Consider the following 22557-nt stretch of genomic DNA (forward strand, 5'->3'; position numbering starts at 1 on the left):
GAACGCACCATGAGTGAATCCACCACCATCCGCTGGGAACAGGACGAGACCGGCGTCGTCACCCTCGTCCTCGACGACCCGGACCAGTCGGCCAACACGATGAACGCGGCCTTCAAGTCCTCGCTGACGGCCGTCGCCGATCGCCTGGAGGCCGAGCGGGACACCGTACGCGGCGTCATCCTCACCTCCGCCAAGAAGACCTTCTTCGCCGGCGGCGACCTGCGCGACCTGATCGCCGTCACCCCCGAGCACGCCGAGCGGGCGTTCGAGACCGGCCAGGGCATCAAGCGCGACCTGCGCCGCATCGAGACCCTCGGCAAGCCCGTGGTCGCCGCCATCAACGGCGCGGCCCTCGGCGGCGGATACGAGATCGCGCTCGCCTGCCACCACCGCGTCGCCCTCGACGCCCGCGCCACAAAGATCGGCCTGCCCGAGGTCACCCTCGGCCTGCTCCCGGCGGCCGGCGGCGTCGTCCGCACGGTCCGGCTGCTCGGCATCGCCGACGCGCTGCTGAAGGTGCTGCTCCAGGGCACCCAGTACAACGCCACGCGCGCCCTGGAGAACGGCCTGATCCACGACGTCGCGGCCACCCCTGGGGAACTGCTCGAAAAGGCGCGCGCGTTCATCGACGCGCACCCCGAGTCGCAGCAGCCCTGGGACGTCAAGGGCTACAAGATCCCCGGCGGCACGCCGGCGCACCCGAAGTTCGCCGCCAACCTCCCCGCCTTCCCGGCCAACCTGAAGAAGCAGCTCAACGGCGCCCCGTATCCGGCCCCGCGCAACATCCTCGCGGCGGCCGTCGAGGGCTCCCAGGTCGACTTCGAGACCGCGCAGACCATCGAGGCGCGCTACTTCGTCGAGCTGGTCACCGGCCAGACCTCCAAGAACATGATCCAGGCGTTCTTCTTCGACCTCCAGGCCGTCAACTCCGGCGCCAACCGCCCCCCGGAGATCGCGCCGCGCACGGTCGAGAAGGTCGCCGTCCTCGGCGCCGGCATGATGGGCGCCGGCATCGCGTACTCCTGCGCCAAGGCCGGCATCGAGGTCGTCCTCAAGGACGTCTCCCCGGAGGCGGCGCGGAAGGGCAAGGCGTATTCGGAGGGCCTGCTCGCCAAGGCGCTCAGCCGCGGCCGGACGACGGAGGCCAAGCGGGACGAGCTGCTGGCCCGCATCACGCCCACCGCCGACCCGCGGGACCTGGCCGGCTGCGACGCCGTCATCGAGGCGGTCTTCGAGGACACCTCCCTCAAGCACAAGGTGTTCCAGGAGATCCAGCACATCGTCGCCCCCGACGCGCTGCTGTGCTCCAACACCTCCACACTGCCCATCACGGACCTCGCCGGAGGTGTCGAGCGGGCGGCCGACTTCATCGGCCTGCACTTCTTCTCACCCGTCGACAAGATGCCGCTGGTGGAGATCATCAAGGGCGAGCGGACCGGCGACGCGGCGCTGGCCCGCGCCTTCGACCTGGTACGCCAGATCCGCAAGACCCCCATCGTCGTCAACGACTCGCGCGGCTTCTTCACCTCCCGCGTGATCGGCCACTTCATCAACGAGGGCGTGGCGATGGTCGGCGAAGGCATCGAGCCCGCTTCCGTGGAACAGGCCGCGGCCCAGGCCGGCTACCCGGCCAAGGTGCTCTCCCTGATGGACGAGCTGACCCTCACCCTCCCGCGCAAGATCCGCGACGAGACGCGGCGGGCGGTCGAGGCCGCCGGCGGCACCTGGCGGCGGCACCCGGCCGACACCGTCATCGACCGCATGGTGGACGAGTTCGGCCGGCCGGGACGCAGCGGCGGCGGGGGCTTCTACGACTACGGCGAGGACGGCAAGCGGGCCGGCCTGTGGCCGGGCCTGCGCGAGCACTTCACCAAGACGGACGCCGCGATCCCCTTCCGGGACATGCAGGAGCGGATGCTGTTCGCCGAGGCACTGGACACGGTCCGCTGCTTCGAGGAGGGCGTGCTGACCTCCGTCGCGGACGCCAACATCGGCTCCATCCTGGGCATCGGCTTCCCCGGCTGGACCGGCGGCGTCATCCAGTACATCAACGGCTACGAGGGCGGCCTGCCCGGCTTCGTCACGCGCGCCCGCGAACTCCAGGCAGCGTACGGCGAGCGGTTCACGCCCCCCGCCCTGCTGGTGGAGAAGGCGGAGAAGGGGGAGAAGTTCGGCGACGGGTGACGCACGGACGGTGCGGACCGGCCTGCCGGGACCGGCCCGCACCATGCCGTACGCCGCCGGTCAGTGCTGTCCGGGGCATCGGGGCGTACGCCGCTGGTGACTGCCGCCCGTGGGACCGCGCCGTACGCCGCCGGTCAGTGCCGTACGAGCACCACGCCGCACGGGACTCAGACCGGCCCGCACGGGAACCGGTCCGGCCCGTACGGTTACCGGGCCCGGTCCGGCCTGCCAGGGGCTACGGGACCCGGTGCGGCCCGGCAGGGGGCTACGGGCCCGGCCCGCACAGACCAAGAGGCCGGCTCGGCTCGGGCTACGGGACCCGGCCGGCACGGCCTCGATCCGCCCGAGCCCTCGCAATCCGGTGGAGGCCCCGCCCCGTCCGCCGCTCCGCGCCGGTCCCGACCGGGGCCGGGCACCGGCTCCGACCATCCTCGGCATTGGCCGGGGCGACCGCGCTGACCCGCCTACCGCTCCGCCACTGTGACCGCTCCTGAACCACCGCAAGTGGCTCTCCTGACGGGCGGGCATGTCCACCGCCCCGGCCCCGGAAACGCTGCCCCCACCCCCACGGCCTCACCTCGCTCGCCGGGCTGTGCCGCACCACCGGCCGCACACAGGGACCGGCACCCAGGGCACGTCCGCCGGGCGGGCGCTCACTCCGTGGCGTAAGTCGCCCGTAGTTCCTCGCGCATGGACCGTTGGAAGGCCGTCACCAGGGCCTGTACCACCATCGGCTGCATGTGGGCGGAGAGTGACTTCATCGACTCCACCTGTTCGGGGTCCGACTCGCGTTCGCGGTAGGGGCCCCACACCTCGTCGTGGAAGAGCCGGGTCAGCTCGCGCGCCGCCGAGCGGGTGTGTTCCTGGACGACGGTACGGGCGGCGAGCAGCGTCTCCAGCGTGACCGGTACGTCCAGCAGCCGGATGCCCAGGTGGAGGACGGCCGGGTCGACCCGGAACGCGTCGGGGTCCTCGGTGCGCTCCAGGACGTCCATCGCCGCCAGCCGGTCGATGTCGTCCTCGCTCAGCGCCCGGCCCGCCCGGCGTTCCAGGTGGGCCCGGGTCGCCTCCTCGGCGGAGTCCGGCGACCAGGCGGCGACCAGCGCGCGATGGATGGCGAGGTCGTGGGCGCTGAGGTCGTCGGGCAGCCGGGCGAGGTAGCGCTCGATGGCGGCCAGTGTCATGCCGTGGTGCTGGAGTTCCTCGATCAGCGCGAGCCGGGACAGGTGGGCGGCGCCGTACCGGCCGACGCGGCGCGGGCCGATCGCGGGCGGCGGCAGCAGCCCCCGGGTGCTGTAGAAACGGACGGTGCGCACGGTCACGCCCGCGCGGGCGGCCAACTCGTCGACGGTGAGCGTCGGTTCTTCCCCGGTCCCGGTGGCCATCCCGCGCCTCACTTCCCTCGCTGCGTCCGCGCGCGTGCCGCGCCCCCCGCGCCCGCCGCGTCCCATGGCGCGGTCCGTGTTCAACAGTATTGCTGTCTCACCAGCCCTGTGAAACCTTCCGGCGCGCAGCGGGAGCGGGCGCGCGGCCCGGGCCCTGCCACTGCCGCGTCGCCCCGGCGGCCGAGCGGTTGAAGTGACGGCGATTTCCGGCCACCGGCGACCGGAACGCGATGTGTGCGGCGCGCTTTTGCGTGAGGGGTGATGACCGGAGCGTGGCGAAATGCAGGGCTCTTGAGCATGGCCCTGACACGCCATTCAGGGCATAACCGGACGGATTATTGATGGCTCATACACGCTGTGATCCAGCACACAGACGAGGGGGCGGCTCTGGGGGAAGGTGTGCCGTCGGCCGGACTCCCGTGACCCATGGGGCCGGCGACGGCTCCATCGCCTGCCCGAAAGCGAGATGAACAAGCTGTGAGCACGGAAACCGTCCAGGAAGACGCCCACAGGCCACCGGACGGGGGGAAGGCCTCGACCGCCCAGGACGCGGGAGACGCCGGATACAGCAAGGGCCTCAAGGGCCGGCACATCAACATGATCGCGATCGGCGGGGCGATCGGCACCGGCCTGTTCCTGGGCGCCGGCGGCCGGCTCGCCTCCGCCGGGCCCGCGCTCGCCGTCGCGTACGCGGTCTGCGGGCTGTTCGCGTTCTTCGTCGTCCGGGCCCTGGGCGAACTGGTGCTGCACCGCCCCTCCTCGGGCTCCTTCGTCTCGTACGCACGGGAGTTCCTGGGGGAGAAGGGCGCGTACGTCGCGGGCTGGATGTACGTCGTCAACTGGTCCACGACCGGAATCGCCGACATCACCGCGATCGCCCTCTACACCCACTACTGGAGCCTGTTCACCGCCGTCCCGCAGTGGGCCATGGCACTGATCGCGCTCGCGGTGGTGCTGGCCATCAACCTCATCTCGGTGAAGATCTTCGGTGAGATGGAGTTCTGGTTCGCGATCATCAAGGTCGCGGCCCTGGTCGTCTTCATGTTCATCGGGATCTTCCTGCTGGCCACCCAGCACCCGGTGGGCGGCAGCACCCCCGGCCTCGACCTGATCACCGACAACGGCGGCTTCTTCCCGAGCGGGCTGCTGCCCGTGGTGATCGTGCTCCAGGGCGTCGTCTTCGCCTACTCCGCCGTCGAGCTGGTCGGCGTCACCGCGGGCGAGACCAGCGAACCGGAGAAGGTCGTACCCAAGGCCGTGAACTCGATCATGTGGCGGGTCGGTGTCTTCTACGTCGGCTCGGTGATCCTGCTCGCGCTGCTGCTGCCGTGGAACAAGTACACCGGCTCCGAGAGCCCCTTCGTGACCGTGCTCTCCAACGTGGGCGTGCCCGCCGCGGGGGACGTGATGAACCTCGTGGTGCTCACCGCGGCCATGTCCAGCCTCAACTCCGGCCTGTACTCGACCGGCCGCATCCTGCGCTCGATGTCGATGGCGGGCTCGGCACCGAAGTTCGCCGCCCTGATGAACCGCAACCAGGTGCCGTACGGCGGCATCATGCTCACCTCAGCGGTGTGTGTCCTGGGCGTCGGTCTCAACTACCTCGTGCCGGGCAAGGCGTTCGAGATCGTGCTGAACATCGCGGCGCTCGGCATCATCAGCACCTGGTGCACGATCATGGTCTGTCACATGGTCTTCGTCCGGCGCTCCCGCGAGGGCCTGGTCGACCGGCCCCGCTTCCGGTTGCCGGGTACTCCCGTCACCGATATCGCGACCATCGTCTTCCTGCTCGGCGTCGTCGTCCTGATGGCCTTCGACAGTGAGGGCGTGGGGCAGCAGACCGTGATGCTGGTGCCGGTCATCGGCGCCGCGCTGGTCGTGGGCTGGTTCGCGGTCCGCGGCCGGGTGAGCCGGATCGAGGCCGAACGGGAACGCGCCGCGGCGCTCGGCCGGAGCCCGCTCGACCAGGGGTGACCGTACGGCCGTGACAGCCGGCGCAGGGCGGCCGCGGGCCTCCGTGCGGAGCCGCGCGGCCTGAGGAGCCGCGCGGCCGCCCTGCGCCGCGTCCGTGCCCGCCGGGCGCGCTTCAGTCCGTACCCGCCGTCTCCTTCTCGCGCTCGGCCCGCGCGGTACGGTCGGCCGCGCGCCGGATGACCGTCGTCAGCACCGTGACCACACAGGTCAGCGCGACCGAGACGACGGTGGTCCACAGGGCGGCACGCGCGTACCCGGCGGCGCTCGGCCCGTCGCCGGCCAGGGCGAAGAAGGCCCCGCCGATGACCGCGACACCGGCCGCGCCGCCGAACTGCTGGGCGGTGGTGAGCACCCCGGCGCCGACCCCGGCCCGCTGAGCGGGCACCCGCACCAGCGAGGCACCGATGAGCTGCGGGAACGTCAGCCCGTTGCCCACCCCGGCCACCGCCATGGTGACGATGATCCAGGGCAGCGCCCCGCGGTCCGGCCGGAAGTGGAGCACGAGGGCGACCGCCGTCAGACCGATCACCGTGACGATGCTGCCCAGTTGCAGGACGCGCAGGCCGAAGCGCTGGACCAGCGGGCGGCTCAGCAGCGCGAAGCCCGCGTAGCACACACCGGTCGGCGCGAAGGCCAGCCCGGCCTGCAACGGGCCCAGCCCGAAACCGCCCTGGAGCAGCAGCGTCAGCGTGAACATCACACTCGCCCAGTACGCCATGAAGGCCGCCCCCGTCACCATGCCGGCGAGGTAGGACCCTTCGCGGAACAGTGCGAGGTCGAGCACCGGATCGCCGCCGCGGGCGGCCAGGCTCCGCTGCCAGAGCACCGTGGCCGCGCCCACCGGCACGGAGGCGGCCAGGCAGAGCCAGGTCCAGGCCGGCCAGCCGGCGGTCCGCCCCATGGCGAGCGGTACGAGCACCAGGCCCAGCGTCAGTGCCACGCCGCCCGCGCCGGGCAGGTCCAGCCGGGCCCGGTGGCCGGAGCGCACCGAGGGCAGGAAGCGCAGCGACAGCAGGGCCGCGACCACGCCGATCGGCACGTTGATCAGGAACAGGATCCGCCAGCCGAGCCCGAGGATGTCGGCGTCCAGCATCAGCCCGCCGAGCACCTGCCCGGCGACCGAGGCCGTACCGCCGGCGACGCCGTACCAGGCCATCGCCCGGCCCCGCGCGTGCGCCGGGAACGTGGCCGTGATCGTGGCGAGCACCTGCGGCACCATCACGGCCCCGGCGAAGCCCTGCAACAGCCGGGCGCCGACCAGTTGGGCCGGGTTCACGGCGATGCCGCACAGCAGGGAGGTGACGGCGAACGCGAGCAGCCCGATGACGAACGTCCGCCGGTGCCCGAAGAGGTCACCGAGCCGACCGCCGGTGATCATGCCGCTGGCGTACGCGAAGGCATAGCCCCCCACGATCAGTTCGAGGGCGGCGGGCCCGGTGTGGAGGTCCTTCTCGAACGAGGGGGCGGCGACGTTGACGACGAAGAAGTCGAACTGCGCCATGAACCACGCGGACAGCAGCACGGCGAGCAGCGGTCCCGGGCGCGGAGCGGCGGTGGTGGGGGAGGGCCGCGCGGACGTGGCCCGTGGATCGGCGGAAATCTCGGTCACCTCAGCATCCTGGACCCCCGCTATCCAGGAAAGCAAGTGGTGTCCGGGGCCGTCGCCCCTTACCGGCCGCTACGTGCCGCATGCGGCCGACCGGCGCGGGATGCCGTCGTGCCGGACGCCACGCCGACGGCAGGGAAGGGGGCTGCGTGGCGGTCGATTTCGCCCCGGAGAAGGGGACCGGCGTACGGCACCGGCCCCCTTCGTGGCACCGTGTGTATCAGTGACCGTGGTCGTGCACGGTGTTCGTGGCCTGGATGGACTTCCAGGACTTCGGCTGGGCCGGTGCCTTGGCCGGGGCGGCCGAGCGGGCGCCGAGGGTGGCCCCGGCCGCCTGGGCCGAGGGCTTGACCGGCTGGAAGAGCCAGGTGTCGAACAGCTCGGCGAGCGGCTTGCCGGTCTTGCGCTCGGCGTACGTCACGAAGTCCCGCACCGAGGCGTTGCCGTATTTCCTGTCGGTGGGCCAGGACTTCAGGAGCCCGAAGAACGCCTGGTCACCGACCTTGTTGCGCAGGGCCTGGAGGGCGAGTGCGCCCCGGTCGTACACGGCGCCGTGGAACTGGTTGTCCGGACCCGGGTCGCCCGGCTTGACCTTCCAGAACGGGTCGTCGGCCGGGTGCTGGGCGTAGACGTAGTCGGCCAGTTGCTGACCGGTGCCCTCGCCCTCCTTCTCCGACCACAGCCACTGGCTGTAGCGGGCGAAGCCCTCGTTGACCCAGATGTCCTTCCAGTCCTTGACCGAGACGCTGTCGCCGTACCACTGGTGCGCGATCTCGTGCACCACCACGGAGACGTTGGTGCCGTTGGCGAAGGCCTCCTTGCCGTAGAACGGGCGGGTCTGCGTCTCCAGCGCGTACCCGGCCTTCACGTTCGGGACGTAGCCGCCGACGGAGTTGAACGGGTACGGGCCGTAGACCGACTCCAGCCACTCCGTGACCTCGGTGGTGCGCTCGATGCTCGCGCGCGCCGAGCCCTCGTACGGCCCGAGGTCCTTGCTGACGGCGTTGATCACCGGCAGGCCACTGGCCGTGGTGTCCTTGGTGACGTCGAACTTGCCGACGGCGAGCGTGGTCAGATACGTCGCCTGCGGCTTGTCCGAGCGCCAGTTGTACCGCGTCCAGCCGAGCTTGGAGGACTGCGACAGCAGGACGCCGTTGCTGAGCGCCTGGTTGCCGTCCGGCACCGAGACCGAGATGTCGTACGTCGCCTTGTCGGTCGGGTGGTCGTTGCTCGGGAACCACCACACGGCGGAGACCGGCTCCTGCGCGATCACCCCGCCGTCGGGCGTGCGGTGCCAGGCGGAATAGCCGTCGATCTTCAGCTCGGACGGCTTGCCCGCGTAGCGCACGACGACGCTGATGTCCTTGCCCTTCGGCAGCGGCGTGGCCGGCGTGACCTCCAGCTCGTGCTTGCCGGAGGTGGCGAAGGACGCCTTCTTGCCGTTGACGCGTATCTCGTTGACCTTCAGGCCGAAGTCGAGGTTGAAGCGGCTCAGATCCTGCGTGGTCTTGGCGAGCAGCGTCGCCGTGCCCTCCAGCAGGTCCGTCTTCGGCTGGTACTTCAGCCGAAGGTCGTAGTGGGAGACGTCATACCCGCCGTTGCCGCTCTCGGGGTAGTAGGAGTCGCCCGCGCCCGGAGCGCCGGGTGTGTAACTGGCCGCGGAAGCCGGGATCGCCAGCAGCAGGCTGAGGGCGGCCGCACCCGGAACGATGAGTCTGTGACGCACGAATTCCTCCAGCTTGTAGGGGAGGTGAGCCAGTTCGGCTCATCAGATCCTCAGTTCTTCAGACCCTATGTACTCGGAACGCGTCCGTCATGTCCATGGCCTCATCTGACACATGACCGACATCCGGACGACACAGGCCACTTCCGTCACCACATGGCACAGCGGCCCCGCAGACCTCTTCCGCCCCTGCCCTCACATCTCGCGCACTCTTACGCACAGGAGTTCCCCCGCGCTACCGTCCGCCCGTGACCCATAGCGCGCGGTTCCCCCGCATCCCCTGGAAAGCGCTCGTGGCGGCGGTCGCCGTCGCCCTGTTGACCACGCTCACCGGACCGGCGTCCGCCGCCCAGACCGCCTCCGGTGAGTCCGGACCCGTGTACTCCTACGACCGCGCGATACGCGAATCGGTCTGGGTGGACACGCGGATCGACGGCGACTCGGACGGGCGGAGCGACCGGGTCGCCGTCGACATCGTGCGGCCGCGAGAACCCGCGCAGCAGGGCCGCCGGGTACCCGTGATCATGGACGCCAGTCCGTACTACTCCTGCTGCGGGCGGGGCAACGAGAGCCAGAAGAAGACCTACGACAGCGCCGGCCGGCCCGTGCAGTTCCCGCTCTTCTACGACAACTACTTCGTGCCGCGCGGCTATGCGACCGTCCTGGTCGACCTGGCCGGCACCAGCCGCTCGGACGGCTGCGTGGACGTCGGCGGACGCTCCGACATCCAGTCGGCGCGCGCCGTCGTCGACTGGCTCAACGGCCGGGGGCGCGCCTACGACTCCCGTACGGGCGGCAGACGCGTCACCGCGGGCTGGTCGAACGGGAACACCGGCATGATCGGCAAGAGCTGGGACGGCACCATCGCCAACGGTGTCGCCGCGACCGGCGTCGAGGGCCTGAAGACCATCGTGCCCATCGCCGCCATCTCCTCCTGGTACGACTACTACTTCGCCAAGGGCGCCCCGCTGTACGGCACCGGTCCCGACCGGCTGGCCGACCGCGTCAACAGCCCCGAGGCGCGCCTGCGCTGCGACGCCGTGCAGAAGAAGCTCGCCGAGGGCGCCCCGCGCACCGGTGACTGGACCCGGCTGTGGACCGAGCGGGACTACGTCAAGGACGCGGAGAACGTCACCGCCAGCGTCTTCGTCGTGCACGGGACGCAGGACCTCAACGTCCGCACCAAGCACTTCGGGCAGTGGTGGGACGCGCTCGCCGACAACGGCGTCGAGCGCAAGATCTGGCTCTCCCAGACCGGTCACGTCGACCCGTTCGACTTCCGGCGCGGCGGCGACGGGGGCTGGGTGGCCACCCTGCACCGCTGGTTCGACCACTACCTGATGGGCTATGACAACGGCATCGACGACGAGCCGATGGCCGACATCGAGCGCGCCCCCGACCGGTGGACCACCGACCGCGTCTGGCCACCGGCCGGCACATCGGCCACCACCGTACGGCCGCGTGGCGGGAGCGCCCCGGGCGTCGGCGAACTCGGCACCCGGCCCGCGCCGCACGGCGCCACCGAGACCTTCACCGACGACCCGCGCCTGAACGAGGCCGACTGGGCCGCGCGGATCGACACGCCCACCCCCGACAAGGCCGGTTTCACCACCGAACCGCTGGCCAGGCCGCTGCGGCTGTCCGGCTCCGGCAAGGTGACCGTCACCGCCACCCCCAGCACCTCCACGGCCCACCTCTCCGCCGTCCTGGTGGACCTCGGGCCCGACACCATCCGCGACTACGGCGCCGACGGCGAAGGCATCACCACCCTCGCCGAGCGCACCTGCTGGGGCGCGAGCACCACCGGTGACAGCGCCTGCTTCAAGGAGACGAAGGCCGACACGATCGACGTCGGCCACACCGTCTTCAGCCGCGGCTGGGCCGACCTGGGCAACTGGGCGAACCCGGGCAAGGGCCGCCCGCTGACCCCCGGCAAGCGCTATACGGTCACTCTCGACCTGGCCGCGAGCGACCACGTCGTACCCGCCGGGCACCGGCTCGCCCTGATCATCGCCGGGACGGACGCCGGTCTGATCGACCCGCCGTCCACGACTCCGCGGCTGACCCTCGACCTCGCCCGCACCGCCGCCCGCCTGCCCGTCGTCGGCGGCGGCAAGGCGCTGGCCGCGGCCACGGCGGGGACCGGGCGGGCGCGTGTCGCGCCGGCGCCGCCGACCGGTGTGGAACCCTCCGTGCCGAGTCGGATCCGGATCCCGCGAGCGCGCTGACGGGAGCGGGGGCCGGGCCGCCACGGCCCGGCCCCCGCCGTACCCCTGACGCACAGCCGGCCCCCGTATCCGGCCCCGCCCCTCCGCCGTTCGCCCCACCGTCCGACACTGGAGGCACCCCCTCGTGACACCCCTCTCCCGCGGCCTCGCCTTCGGGGCGCTGGCCGCCGCGCTCACCACGACCCTGCTGGCCTCGCCGCCCGCCGGAGCGGCCGGCCCGGACCTGCCCCGCACCGGCTTCGAGACCAGCAAGGGCGCCCGCTGGACCACCCAGCCGGAGGAACAGGCCTTCCTCACCGCCGTGGACCGGGCGAGCGGCCGCGTCCGTACGGACCGGATCGGCACGACGGCTCAGGGCCGCCCGGTGCAGCTCATACGCATCGGCGCGCCGGCCCCCGAGAGCGCCGCCGGCGTGCGGCGCGGCAACTCCGTGCTGCTGATCTGTTCCCAGCACGGCGACGAGCCGTCCGGGCGCGAGGCGTGCCTGTCCACCGTCCGCGACCTCGCCTTCGCCGGGGACCGGGCCACCCGGCGCTTCCTGGAACGTACGAGCGTCCTGGTCGTACCCACCGCCAACCCGGACGGCCGGGCCGCCGACACCCGCGGCAACTCCGCCGGGGTGGACATCAACCGCGACCACCTCGCCCTGAAGACCGCCGAGGCGCGGGCCCTGGCCGCGGTCCAGCGCGACTACCGCCCGGACATCGTCTACGACCTGCACGAATACGGTCCCACCGTGCCCTATTACATGAAGGACCTGCTCTCCCTGTGGCCCCGCAACCTCAACACCGCCCGCGCGGTGCACCGGGAATCCACCGTCCTGTCCGAGAAGTACGTCCGCCCGGAAGCCGCCGGCGCCGGTTTCAGCACCGGCGTCTACGGCATCTGGACCGACCCGGAAACCGGCGACCCGGTCAAGCAGGTGGCCGGTGACGGCCAGGAACGCATCCTGCGCAACACCGCCGGGGTGAAGAACGCCATCGGGCTGCTCGTGGAGACCCGGGTCGACGCGCTGACCGACGCCGAGAAGGCCGACCCGGCGCTGAACAACCGCCGCCGGGTCACCTCGCAACGGGCCGGACTGGACGGCTTGTTCGAACACATCGGGGAACGCCGGAGCCGGATCGAGGCCGCCACGGCCCGCGCCCGGCTGGCCGGTTACGCCGACCGGGGACCGGTCTTCCTCGGCGGCGCCGACAACGAACCGCCCGCCGCCGGGCAGGTCCTGACCGACCCGCCGTGCGCGTACCGACTCGACGCCCGGCAGTACGGCGAGATCAAGGACGAACTCGCCCTGCACGGCGTGTCGTCGTACCGGGCCGGACAGGGCGGAGCCGTGGTGCCGCTGCGCCGGCCGCTGCGCGCCCTCGTCCCCCTGCTGCTGGACGGCCGGGCCGAATATCACCTTACGGCCGCGACTCCGCTCAAGGGCTGCTGAACGCGTCCCACCGTGTGGTAGGGGGTAACGGTACGGAAGAACTGGCCAATTGAAAGGTCGACACGTGTCGGAAACAGACAAGGACACGGGCGGCGGGGGAGGTGCGACGGTGGAAGCCGATCTCCCCGGCGCGCCACACCGCACCGGCCCTCCGCAGACCGACCGCGTGGTCTTCGGCGTCACGGCGCTGCTCACCCTCGCCTTCATCGTCTGGGGCGCCACCTCCACCGAGTCGCTCAAGGGCGTCTCGACGACAATGCTGAACTGGATCATCAAGAACGGCGGCTGGGCCTTCGTGCTCTCCGCCTCCGGCTTCGTGGTCTTCGCCATCTGGCTGGCCGTGAGCAAGTACGGACGGATCACGCTGGGGAAGGAGGGGGAGGAGCCGGAGTTCCGCACGGTGTCCTGGGTCGCGATGATGTTCAGCGCAGGCATGGGCATCGGTCTGATGTTCTACGGCGTCAGCGAGCCGCTGGGGCACTTCAGCTCCCCGCCCCCGGGCACCGACCCCGAGGACGCCGCGCAGGCCATGGACACCGCGCTGGCCACCACCCTGTTCCACTGGACCCTGCACCCGTGGGCGATCTACGCGGTCGTGGGGCTGGCCATCGCGTATAGCTGCTTCCGGCGGGGGAGGCGGCAGACCATAAGCGCGGTGTTCACCCCGTTGATCGGCGAGCGCCGGGCCAGTGGCTGGGGCGGGCAGGTCATCGACATCCTCGCCATCTTCGCCACCCTCTTCGGCTCCGCCGCCTCCCTGGGGCTGGGTGCGCTCCAGATCGGCAGCGGGATCAAGGTGCTCGGCTGGATGGACAGCGTCAGCACCACCCTGCTGGTCGTCGTCATCGCCGTACTGACCGTCGCCTTCGTCCTGTCGGCGGTCTCCGGCATCGCCCGCGGCGTCCAGATGCTGTCCAACATCAACATGGTGCTGGCGCTGATCCTGGCCGTCTTCGTGTTCGTGGTCGGCCCGACCATCCTCATCCTGAACATGCTGCCGACCTCCATCGGCACCTTCATCGGCGAGCTGCCCCAGCTCGCCGGCCGGACGGAGGCCAGCAGCGGGGACAAGGTCGGCGACTGGCTGCGCGGCTGGACGGTCTTCTACTGGGCCTGGTGGATCTCCTGGACGCCCTTCGTGGGCATGTTCATCGCCCGGATCAGCCGCGGCCGCACGATCCGGCAGTTCATCGGCGGGGTGATCCTCGTGCCGAGCCTGGTGAGCCTGCTGTGGTTCGCGGTGTTCGGCGGCTCGGCGATGCACCTCCAGGACGGCAAGAAGCTCTCCGGCGAGACCACGCCCGAGGGGCAGCTCTTCGACGTACTGCACCAGTACCCGGTGGCCACCGTCACCAGCATCCTGGTCATGGTCCTCGTCGGCATCTTCTTCGTCTCCGGCGCGGACGCCGCGTCCATCGTGATGGGCACGCTCTCCCAGAAGGGCTCCTTCGAACCGACCCGGCTCGTGGTGGTCTTCTGGGGCGTGGTCACCGGCGCGGTCGCCGCGATCATGCTGCTGATCGGCGGCGGGTCGGACGACGCGCTCACCGGACTGCGGGACCTGACGATCCTTGTCGCCGCGCCCTTCACCCTGGTGATGATCGCGATGTGCTGGGCGCTGATGAAGGACCTGCGCCACGACCCGCTGATCGTTCGCGGGCAGAAGGGCGAAGAGGTCGTCGAACTGGCCGTCATCGCGGGCCACGAGCGCTACGACGGCGACTTCGAGATCCGTATCGGGCCGGGCAACGGCAACGACTCCGGAACGGCCGGCGCGGCGGCCCCGGCCTCCGAGGAGGGCAAGCCGTAACACCGGCCGCACGTCAGCAGCACCGGGGGAGGGCCGGCGGGAGACCGGCCCTCCCCTCACCGCGTCCCGCCGCCGGCCAGCCGTACCACCTCGTCCGCGCACCCCCACGCCACCGTCACGCCCGCCCCGCCGTGCCCGTAGTTGTGCACGCACAGCGCGCCGCCCGGCAGCCGCTCCGCCTCCAGCCGTACGGCGGTACGTCCCGGGCGCAGCCCGACCCGGTGCGCCAGGACGCGGGCGTGCGCCAGCTTCGGATGGACACGCGCGCAGCGCTCCACGATCGCGCGGGCGGTCGCCGGGTCCGGCTCCCGCGACCAGGCGCCCTCCCGCGCCGTGCCGCCGAGGACCACCCCGTACGGCTGCGGCAGGAGGTACGTCGTGGTCTCCGCGTGCGCGTCGGCCGCCCCGAACCACTCCTCGACGCCGGGATTCTCCACGATCACCAACTGGCCCTGCACGGGCTGCACCGCCAGGTCCGGGACCAGCTCACGGGCGCCCAGCCCGGAGCAGTTGACGACGGTGCCGGCCTCCCGCCCCGCCTCCGCGAGCGAGGTGAACGGCCGCCGCTGCACCGTGCCGCCCGCCGCTGCCAGCCGCCGCTCCAGATACCGCAGGTGGGACGGCATGTCCACGAGCGGTGTGCACGCGCGCCAGCCCGCGCCGTAGCCCGGCGGCAGCTCGTCCGGCGTGGCCCGCCGCAGCCCCGGCACCGCCGCGTGCCAGCCGTCCGGCTCCGCGTCCCCGGCGTCGGCCATCGTGCCGGTCACCAGCCGCACCCCGGTCTCCGCCGGACGCGCCGCCAGCTCGGTGAGCACGTGGAAGGAGCGCAGGGACCAGACCACCGCCCGTTCCTCCGGCCGCACCCGGTAGGGCCAGCACAGACCGCCCGCGACCGCGGACGTGGTGTCCCGGGCCGGGTCACGGCTGACGACCCGCACCTCGCGCCCGCGCTCCGCCAGCTCGACGGCGGCCGTCAGGCCGATCACCCCGCCGCCGATCACGATCACATCGCTCGTCGTCATGCCAGGACGCTATCCCGGCCCCGGGAAACATCGGTACAGCGGTTGTCGGCGAGCATGCTGCCCGGTGCGGGGGACCTTGTCGGACGGCAGGGGAAGGCCGTGCGACCGGTCGTGGGGCCACCGATGGTGAAGGCGTTGACGGCCTGGGCGGCGGACGAGCGTGGCGTTGCTCCCCGGGGAGACGGGGCCGGCGGGCGTCCGTGCGGTGGACCCGGCACCGTGGTCCGGCCGTCACGGAGATGCGGAACATCCCCCTCCGCGCAAATTGCCCGGCGCCCGGCTCTTATCGGCGGTTGCGTGGGGATACTCAGCACATGTCTGCGCACTACGCGACTTTCGGACTGGCGCCCGCGACGCGCGCCGGAGCGGTACTGTCCAACGGCGCGTACGAAGTCCACCGCGACTTCTGGGACTTCATCGTCGACGGCAGGCCGCTGCTGCTGCGCCTGGCCGACCTCGACGCGGTCTCCCCGCTCGCCGCCGACCTGGGGCCGTCCCTGTTCACCGCGCACGTGCGGCGGCTGCTCCTCGAAGAGGACGCCCCGCTCGCCGAGGGGCGCTACGTCCTGTACGGCTGCCCGGAGTGCGAGGGGCTGGAGTGCGGCGCGGTCACCGCCGTCATCGAGCGGGACGGCCCGGACGTCGTCTGGCGCGACTTCGCCTGGCAGACGGGACGGACCGCCGACCTGCGGCGCGACGGGTATCCGGGCATCGGCCCGTTCCGCTTCCACGGCGCGCAGTACCGGGCCGCGCTGGAACGTCTGCTGTCCGACGCCGGGCCGGAGCGCGGCGCAGCGGCCTCCCGGCGGGTCCTGCTGGCCGGGCAGCGGGTCGCGCTGCCGGCCCGGCTGGCCGCCGCCCTGCGCGGCATCGGCATCGGCGCGGAGATCACCAGGGACGCGGCGGGCGCCTCGCCGGAGGAGTTACGGTCGTACGGCGCGGTGGCCTTCGCCGGCACGGTCGGGGAGGCGGAGCGGGCCGCCGTACGGGCCGCGTTCGCGGCGGCGGGCTCCTCGGCGGTCTTCGTGGACCTGCCGGTGCCGGTCGTCCCGCTGCTCGTCGCCCTCATCGAACAGGCCCTGGACCGCTGTCCGCAGGACCAGCGGCGCCTGCTGCGGCTGGCCGCGGTCCGCGGCGAGGTCACGGTCGAGACCGCGGTGCCGTGCCGGATCGGCATCACCGCGTACCGTGTGGACCGCCTCTCGCGCACGAGGACGGCGGAGCTGTTCGCCGGACAGGTCGAGGCGGGCACCCACCGGTTGGCGGTGGACGCGCGGGCGACCAGGGGAGCGGCGTACGTCGTCGCCCGGACGAGCGGGAGCGTGCTGGTCGCGGCGGTGGCGGGGGAGTAGACCGGAACGGGCGGGGCGGGCGGCGGCGCGCCGACCCGGCGGCGGGCCGGAAGGCCGGCGTCCGATACGGCGGTGTGCGAGACCGGTGCGGCGGGGCGCGTTCAGTACGGCTGAATGTGATCTTGACGTTCCGGTAACCCGTACGTCCCGATGCGTACAAACGGGACCTTAAGCTGGTTGTCAGCACCGTCGGCCGATGACGCCCCTCGGACACCCCGCCCCCGTCCCGGGCACGCGTGTGCCCAGATCCACGCCAGGCAGTATGTCCCGCTTCATGCGGGTACGTACCCATAAGTTCGCCACCTCCGTCATCCGCCGCACAAGGAGGCCCATGCCCCGCGCCCCGCGCGCCGTGCCCACCTGGCTCGCCCACCCTCTGCGCTGGCAGCGGCTGCCCGTCCCCTGGGCCGCGGTGGTCCGCGGCGCCCTGTGCGCGGGCCCGCTGCTCGCCGCGGGCGTGGCCACCGGACACCCGGCGGCCGGTGTGCTGGCCGGCCTCGGCTCCATGCTCGCGGGCGTCAACGACCGCCCCGGCACCCGCCGCCGCGGTGTCGTGCACATCGGCCTGCCCGCTCTCGCGTCGGCGTTCGGCATGCTGATGGGCGCCACGCTCCAGGCCGTCGGCGCGGGCTGGTGGGTGGTCCCCGCCCTGTTCGCCGTGGGCTTCGTCTCGGGCGCGGGCAGCGTCGCCGGACCGGTGCGGTCCAACGCCGGCATGCAGATGCTGGCCAGCACCATCCTCGGCGCGGGCATGCCACTGTCCGGCGCCCCGTGGGCCAAGGCCCTCTACCTCCTGGCCGGCTGCCTGTGGCTGCTCCTGCTGCGCCTGGTCTTCCACCCGCCGCGCCCGGCCGGCGGGCCGCTGAGCGGCGAGCGGGCGGCCGTCGCCACCGTCTTCGACGCGCTCGCGGACGCGCTGGAAGCCGTTGGCGGGCCGGGCGCCGAAGCGGCCCGGCGCCGCCTCACCGCCGCCCTCGACCGCGCCGACGAAGCGCTGCGGCTGCGCCGTCTGCTGCGCCGCCGTCCCCGGGCCGACGAACGGCTGCTCGCCGAGCGGCTGGCCGCCGGCACCGCACTGTGCGAGGCCAGCGTCGCGCTGCTGTGGGAGGCCCAGCCACTGCCGGACCGGGTCGCCGAGGGCCCGCGCCGCTTCGCCGAAGCGCTGCGCACCGGCCGGCCGCCGGGCCGGCTCTCCGCGCCGGAGACCAGCTCGCCGGCGCGCGGCGCCTTCGACCGCGCGCTGCTGGACGCCGCGGTCGTCTTCGCCCGTACGGAACCGGTGGACGCCGCCGGGGCCGACGGCGGACCCGCGGCGATCTCCGGAGCCGTACCCGCCCGCACGGAGACGCCGGGCGAGGCGCGCCGGACGGCGCCCGGGGTGCACCGGTCCGCGTCCGGGGCGCCCCGTACCGGGCCTGAGGCCGCGGGGGCCACCCCGGAGCCCGCCGTGGAATCCGCCCCTGAGCCCGTGGCGGAAACCGCCCCGCAAGCCCCGGCAGCGGACCGGGAACCCGCCCCGGAAGCAGCCCGGGAACTCGCCTCCGAAGCAGCCAGGGAAACCGCCCAAGGCTCCGGAGCCGCCGCCCGCCGGCCGGAGCCCGCCCGCCGTCGTCCCTCCCCGCTCAACCGGCTGATCTCGCTGGCCGGTCACCGCACCCGGCGCGGCCGGAGCCTCCTCGGCCCGGCCGGCCGCGACTACGGCCTGCGGGTCGGCCTGTGCATCGCCGTGAGCACGGCGGTGGCCCTCGCGCTGCGCGCCGAGCACTGGTACTGGCTGCCCGCCACCGTCACCTTCCTCGTCAAGCCCGACCTGGGCCCGCTCTTCTCCCGTACGGTCAACCGCTTCGCCGGGACCGTCGCCGGTGTCCTGGTCTTCGCGGCGGCGGGGGCGCTGCTGGGCGGCTGGTGGTGGCCCGCGCTCATCGCCGGGGCGGGCGGCGCGCTGCTGCCGTTCGCGACCCGCCATTTCGCGCTGCAAACCGTCGCGATCACCCTGATGGTGCTGTCGTTCGTGCACGTCAGCGGCGATCCGCAGGCCGCGCTGGAGCGGATCGTGGACACCTCGGCCGCCTGCGCCATCGTGCTCGTCGTCGGCCACCTGCCCCGGCTGGCCGACCCGCGCCGCCGCGTCGGCCAGCGGATCACCGCCGCGCTGCGCGCCACCGGCGCGTACCTGGGCGAGGTGCTCAGGACCGAGCCGGGGCACGACCGGGGCGAGCGGCTGGTGCTGCGCCGGGAGGCCTACCGGGCGCTGGGCGAGGCCCGCGCGGCGGCCGAGACCGCCGCCGCCGAACTCGTCGCGGCGCGCGGCCGCAACCCCGACTGGCTCACGGTCGTCACCGCCGCCGAGCGCATCGTCGACGCGGCGACCGCCTGCGCCGTACGGCTCGACCACGGCGCCCGCCGCCCGACCGCGCAGGAGGCGGGCCGGCTGTCGGCGGCGCTCACCGCGATGGCGGACGCGCTGGAGGACCCGGGCCGGCCCGGTCCGCCCGCGCTGGCGGCGCAGATTCCGCCCGTACCGGGCTGCGCGACGCTCACGGACGTGGCCGCCGAGCTCGAACGGATGCGCGGCTTCGCGGGCGCGGCCTGAACCGGCTGCCGACGGGTAGGCGTGCCACCGACGGGCGCCGGTACGGCTGCCGCCACCCGCTTGGCACGCCGGGCAGGACGGCGGCGCCGGGCCGGTGCGGTACTGGAGGAGCCGGGCGGCACCGCCGCGGCGCCACCGAACCACCGATTCCAGCGTGAGCCGGGAGCCAGCATGGACGACATGTCGAAGGACCGCCCCGAACGAGAGCGCAGGGCCCAGCGCGCGGCGCAGGAGAGCGCTCCGGCGTCGCGCGAGCGGAGCGCCAAGCAGGCCCCCTCCGAGGAGAGCTACGTCTCGGAGGAGAACGGCCGGTGGGTCAGCCATGTGGGGAAGCCGGTTACCGGCCGGCACCGGCGGGCCCCCGGCCCGGTGCCGCGCGAGGACGCGCCGGAGTGATCCGTACGGGCCGGTCCACGGCGCCCTGAGCCGGGGCGGACGGGAACCCGTACGGCGACGGCCCGGGGGGCCAGCCCCGTACGCGGTGCCCGTCCCGAGCCCCGTACGGCAGCCGCCCGGCCCGGACGCGTACGCCCCACCGCCCCGAACGCATACGGCCGGGACCGGCCCCCGGTCCCGGCCGTCGGCGGATCAGCGTCCGCCGCGCTCCTTGCCCAGCAGCCCGGCCCGGCGCAGGGCGTCGGCCATGGCGCCGTTCGCCGGGGCCGCGTCGCGCGAGCCGCCGCGGCGGTCGCTGCCGCCCTGGCGCTGCCGGGGCGTGCCGCCGCGCCGCTGGTCGCCGCGGCCGTCCCGGTCGCCGCGCCGGCCGTCGCGCGGGGCGCCCGTGCGCTGCCCGCCGTCGGCCGTGCCGCCGCCCTTGGCCGGCTCGTCGTCGAGGCGGAGCGTCAGCGAGATCCGCTTGCGCGGGATGTCGACGTCCATCACCTTCACGCGCACGATGTCGCCGGGCTTGACCACGTCGCGCGGGTCCTTGACGAAGGTCTTGGACATGGCGGAGACGTGCACCAGGCCGTCCTGGTGGACGCCGATGTCGACGAAGGCCCCGAAGGCGGCGACATTGGTCACCACGCCCTCCAGGAGCATCCCGGCCCGGAGGTCGCCGATCTTCTCCACGCCCTCCTTGAAGGTGGCCGTCTTGAAGACCGGGCGCGGGTCGCGGCCCGGCTTCTCCAGTTCCTGGAGGATGTCGGTGACCGTCGGCAGGCCGAAGGAGTCGTCGACGAAGTCGGCGGGCTTCAGCGAGCGCAGCACCGCCGTGTTGCCGATCAGCGAGGACACCTCGCCGCCCGCCGTCCTCACCATCCGGCGCACCACCGGGTACGCCTCCGGGTGCACGCTGGACGCGTCGAGCGGGTCCTCGCCGTCGCGGATGCGCAGGAAGCCCGCGCACTGCTCGTACGCCTTCGGGCCGAGCCGCGCCACGTCCTTGAGGGCCTTGCGGGCGCGGAACGGGCCGTTGGTGTCGCGGTGCGTCACGATGTTCTCGGCCAGCCCGGAGCTGATGCCGGACACCCGCGACAGCAGCGGCGCGGACGCGGTGTTGACGTCCACGCCGACGCCGTTCACGCAGTCCTCGACCACCGCGTCCAGCGAACGCGACAGCTTCACCTCGGACAGGTCGTGCTGGTACTGACCGACTCCGATCGACTTCGGGTCGATCTTGACCAGTTCGGCGAGCGGGTCCTGGAGGCGGCGCGCGATCGAGACGGCGCCGCGCAGCGACACATCGAGGTCGGGCAGCTCCTGCGAGGCGAAGGCGGAGGCGGAGTACACCGACGCGCCCGCCTCGGAGACCATCACCTTCGTCAGCTTCAGCTCCGGCTGGGCCGCGATCAGGTCGGCGGCCAGCTTGTCCGTCTCGCGGGACGCGGTGCCGTTGCCGATGGCGATCAGCTCGACGTCGTGCTCCCGGGCCAGCCGCGCCAGGGTGGCCAGCGACTGGTCCCACTTCTGCTGCGGCACGTGCGGGTGGATCGTCTCCGTCGCGGCCACCTTGCCGGTCGCGTCCACGACGGCGACCTTCACACCCGTACGGAAACCGGGGTCCAGGCCCATCGTGGCGCGGGTGCCGGCGGGCGCCGCCAGCAGCAGGTCACGCAGGTTGGACGCGAAGACCCGTACCGCCTCGTCCTCGGCGGCCTGCCGCAGCCGCAGCCGCAGGTCGATGCCGAGGTGGACCAGGACACGGGTGCGCCAGGCCCAGCGGACGGTGTCCTGGAGCCACTTGTCGGCGGGCCGGCCGCGGTCGGCGATCCCGAACCTGGCGGCGATGGACCGCTCGTACGAGGTGGTGCCCTCGACCGGTTCGGTCTCCGGCTCCAGCGTGAGGTCGAGGATCTCCTCCTTCTCGCCGCGCAGCATCGCCAGGACGCGGTGCGACGGCAGCGCGGTGAAGGGCTCGGCGAAGTCGAAGTAGTCGGCGAACTTCGCGCCCGCCTCCTCCTTGCCCGCGCGGACCTTCGCGGCGACCTGGCCCCGCGTCCACATGCGCTCGCGCAGCTCGCCGATGAGGTCGGCGTCCTCACTGAACCGCTCGGTGAGGATGGCCCGCGCGCCCTCCAGGGCGGCGGCCGGGTCGGCGACGCCCTTGTCCGCGTCGACGAACGCCGCCGCGGCGGCCGTCGGATCCACCGAGGGGTCCGTCAGCAGGCCGTCCGCCAGCGGCTCCAGGCCCGCCTCGCGCGCGATCTGCGCCTTGGTGCGCCGCTTGGGCTTGTAGGGCAGGTAGATGTCCTCCAGGCGGGCCTTGGACTCCGCGCCCCGGATCTGCGCCTCCAGCGCGGCGTCCAGCTTGCCCTGCGACCGGACGGACTCCAGGATCGCGGTACGCCGCTCCTCCAGCTCCCGCAGGTAGCGCAGCCGTTCCTCCAACGCGCGCAACTGCGCGTCGTCGAGCATCTCGGTCGCTTCCTTGCGGTACCGGGCGATGAAGGGCACGGTCGAGCCGCCGTCGAGCAGTTCGACCGCGGCCCGAACCTGCCGCTCCCTGACGCCGAGTTCGTCGGCGATCCTCGCTTCGATGGATCCGATGGTCCCGGACGCCCCGTTGGCCTCGGTGGATGCCGTCACGTTGTTTCCTGCCCCGCCTTCCAGCGTTTGCTTGAGCCTGCATTGTGCAGGTTGGCGGGCCGCACTGTCGCGCGACCCGGGCCGCCGCGGTCAGGTGTGAGAAGCCGCACGCACGGGGGAGCGGCCCGTACGGGGCGGGTACGGACGGGCGAGGCGGGCGGGGCGGGACGTGTCGGGCGCCGGGGCCGGCGGACCGCCGCAAGAGCCCGGCGGCC

The 22557-nt window shown here is 72.9% G+C and carries 13 protein-coding genes; 8 read left to right on the forward strand and 5 right to left on the reverse strand.

The genetic code is table 11. From position 1 onward, the window contains the following. The first annotated feature begins 9 nt into the window (after positions 1 to 9). A complete protein-coding gene (locus tag ACH4EB_RS07400) occupies positions 10 to 2184 on the forward strand; it encodes a 3-hydroxyacyl-CoA dehydrogenase NAD-binding domain-containing protein (protein ID WP_398346367.1) in 2175 nt (724 codons plus the stop codon). A gap of 653 nt (positions 2185 to 2837) precedes the next feature. On the opposite strand, the gene ACH4EB_RS07405 is transcribed toward ACH4EB_RS07400, so the two are convergent. Further along, positions 2838 to 3569, reverse strand: a complete 732-nt coding sequence (locus ACH4EB_RS07405) for a MerR family transcriptional regulator (RefSeq protein WP_398346368.1) — start codon at positions 3567 to 3569, stop codon at positions 2838 to 2840. Positions 3570 to 3995: 426 nt separating this feature from the next. Between ACH4EB_RS07405 and ACH4EB_RS07410 the strand changes: the two genes are divergently transcribed. Beyond that, positions 3996 to 5543 carry an amino acid permease gene (locus ACH4EB_RS07410; protein ID WP_398346369.1) on the forward strand — a complete coding sequence of 516 codons (1548 nt, stop codon included), beginning with the start codon at positions 3996 to 3998 and terminating at the stop codon, positions 5541 to 5543. 112 nt (positions 5544 to 5655) lie between these two features. On the opposite strand, the gene ACH4EB_RS07415 is transcribed toward ACH4EB_RS07410, so the two are convergent. After that, complete coding sequence (locus tag ACH4EB_RS07415) at positions 5656 to 7152, reverse strand: MFS transporter (protein ID WP_398346370.1); 1497 nt, start codon at positions 7150 to 7152, stop codon at positions 5656 to 5658. 217 nt (positions 7153 to 7369) lie between these two features. Beyond that, complete coding sequence (locus ACH4EB_RS07420) at positions 7370 to 8875, reverse strand: M1 family metallopeptidase (RefSeq protein ID WP_398346371.1); 1506 nt, start codon at positions 8873 to 8875, stop codon at positions 7370 to 7372. Positions 8876 to 9120: 245 nt separating this feature from the next. Between ACH4EB_RS07420 and ACH4EB_RS07425 the strand changes: the two genes are divergently transcribed. The 3 genes from ACH4EB_RS07425 (at position 9121) to ACH4EB_RS07435 (ending at position 14348) form a co-directional block, all read left to right on the forward strand. Next, a complete protein-coding gene (locus ACH4EB_RS07425; RefSeq protein ID WP_398346373.1) occupies positions 9121 to 11100 on the forward strand; it encodes a Xaa-Pro dipeptidyl-peptidase in 1980 nt (659 codons plus the stop codon). A gap of 124 nt (positions 11101 to 11224) precedes the next feature. Then, positions 11225 to 12538 carry a M14 family metallocarboxypeptidase gene (locus ACH4EB_RS07430; RefSeq protein ID WP_398346374.1) on the forward strand — a complete coding sequence of 438 codons (1314 nt, stop codon included), beginning with the start codon at positions 11225 to 11227 and terminating at the stop codon, positions 12536 to 12538. 109 nt (positions 12539 to 12647) lie between these two features. Then, the gene (locus ACH4EB_RS07435) at positions 12648 to 14348 is read left to right on the forward strand and encodes a BCCT family transporter (RefSeq protein ID WP_398346375.1); all 1701 of its coding nucleotides are present in this window, start codon (positions 12648 to 12650) and stop codon (positions 14346 to 14348) included. Between the two features lie 56 nt (positions 14349 to 14404). On the opposite strand, the gene ACH4EB_RS07440 is transcribed toward ACH4EB_RS07435, so the two are convergent. Continuing rightward, the gene (locus tag ACH4EB_RS07440) at positions 14405 to 15370 is read right to left on the reverse strand and encodes an FAD-dependent oxidoreductase (RefSeq protein ID WP_398346376.1); all 966 of its coding nucleotides are present in this window, start codon (positions 15368 to 15370) and stop codon (positions 14405 to 14407) included. Positions 15371 to 15684: 314 nt separating this feature from the next. On the opposite strand from ACH4EB_RS07440, the gene ACH4EB_RS07445 reads away from it, so the two are divergent. From ACH4EB_RS07445 to ACH4EB_RS07455, 3 genes are all read left to right on the forward strand, one after another. Then, entirely contained in the window at positions 15685 to 16722 is a 1038-nt protein-coding gene (locus ACH4EB_RS07445; RefSeq protein ID WP_398346377.1) for an oxidoreductase, read from the forward strand. Positions 16723 to 17053: 331 nt separating this feature from the next. Continuing rightward, positions 17054 to 19315 carry an FUSC family protein gene (locus ACH4EB_RS07450; RefSeq protein WP_398346378.1) on the forward strand — a complete coding sequence of 754 codons (2262 nt, stop codon included), beginning with the start codon at positions 17054 to 17056 and terminating at the stop codon, positions 19313 to 19315. Between the two features lie 171 nt (positions 19316 to 19486). Continuing rightward, complete coding sequence (locus tag ACH4EB_RS07455) at positions 19487 to 19711, forward strand: hypothetical protein (RefSeq protein ID WP_398346380.1); 225 nt, start codon at positions 19487 to 19489, stop codon at positions 19709 to 19711. Positions 19712 to 19903: 192 nt separating this feature from the next. Here ACH4EB_RS07455 and ACH4EB_RS07460 read toward each other — a convergent pair whose 3' ends face one another. Beyond that, the gene (locus tag ACH4EB_RS07460; RefSeq protein ID WP_398346381.1) at positions 19904 to 22342 is read right to left on the reverse strand and encodes a Tex family protein; all 2439 of its coding nucleotides are present in this window, start codon (positions 22340 to 22342) and stop codon (positions 19904 to 19906) included. Positions 22343 to 22557 lie beyond the last annotated feature (215 nt).

It is taken from the genome of Streptomyces sp. NPDC018045 (assembly GCF_044327445.1).
Classification (GTDB): domain Bacteria; phylum Actinomycetota; class Actinomycetes; order Streptomycetales; family Streptomycetaceae; genus Streptomyces.

Bases quoted from the DNA above. Each gene is read 5' to 3' on its own strand.
- ACH4EB_RS07405 (WP_398346368.1), bottom strand. From the start codon at position 3,569: ATGGCCACCGGGACCGGGGAAGAACCGACGCTCACCGTCGACGAGTTG.
- ACH4EB_RS07445 (WP_398346377.1), top strand. From the start codon at position 15,685: ATGTCTGCGCACTACGCGACTTTCGGACTGGCGCCCGCGACGCGCGCC.
- ACH4EB_RS07400 (WP_398346367.1), top strand. From the start codon at position 10: ATGAGTGAATCCACCACCATCCGCTGGGAACAGGACGAGACCGGCGTC.
- ACH4EB_RS07410 (WP_398346369.1), top strand. From the start codon at position 3,996: ATGGGGCCGGCGACGGCTCCATCGCCTGCCCGAAAGCGAGATGAACAA.
- ACH4EB_RS07440 (WP_398346376.1), bottom strand. From the start codon at position 15,370: ATGACGACGAGCGATGTGATCGTGATCGGCGGCGGGGTGATCGGCCTG.
- ACH4EB_RS07450 (WP_398346378.1), top strand. From the start codon at position 17,054: ATGCCCCGCGCCCCGCGCGCCGTGCCCACCTGGCTCGCCCACCCTCTG.
- ACH4EB_RS07455 (WP_398346380.1), top strand. From the start codon at position 19,487: ATGGACGACATGTCGAAGGACCGCCCCGAACGAGAGCGCAGGGCCCAG.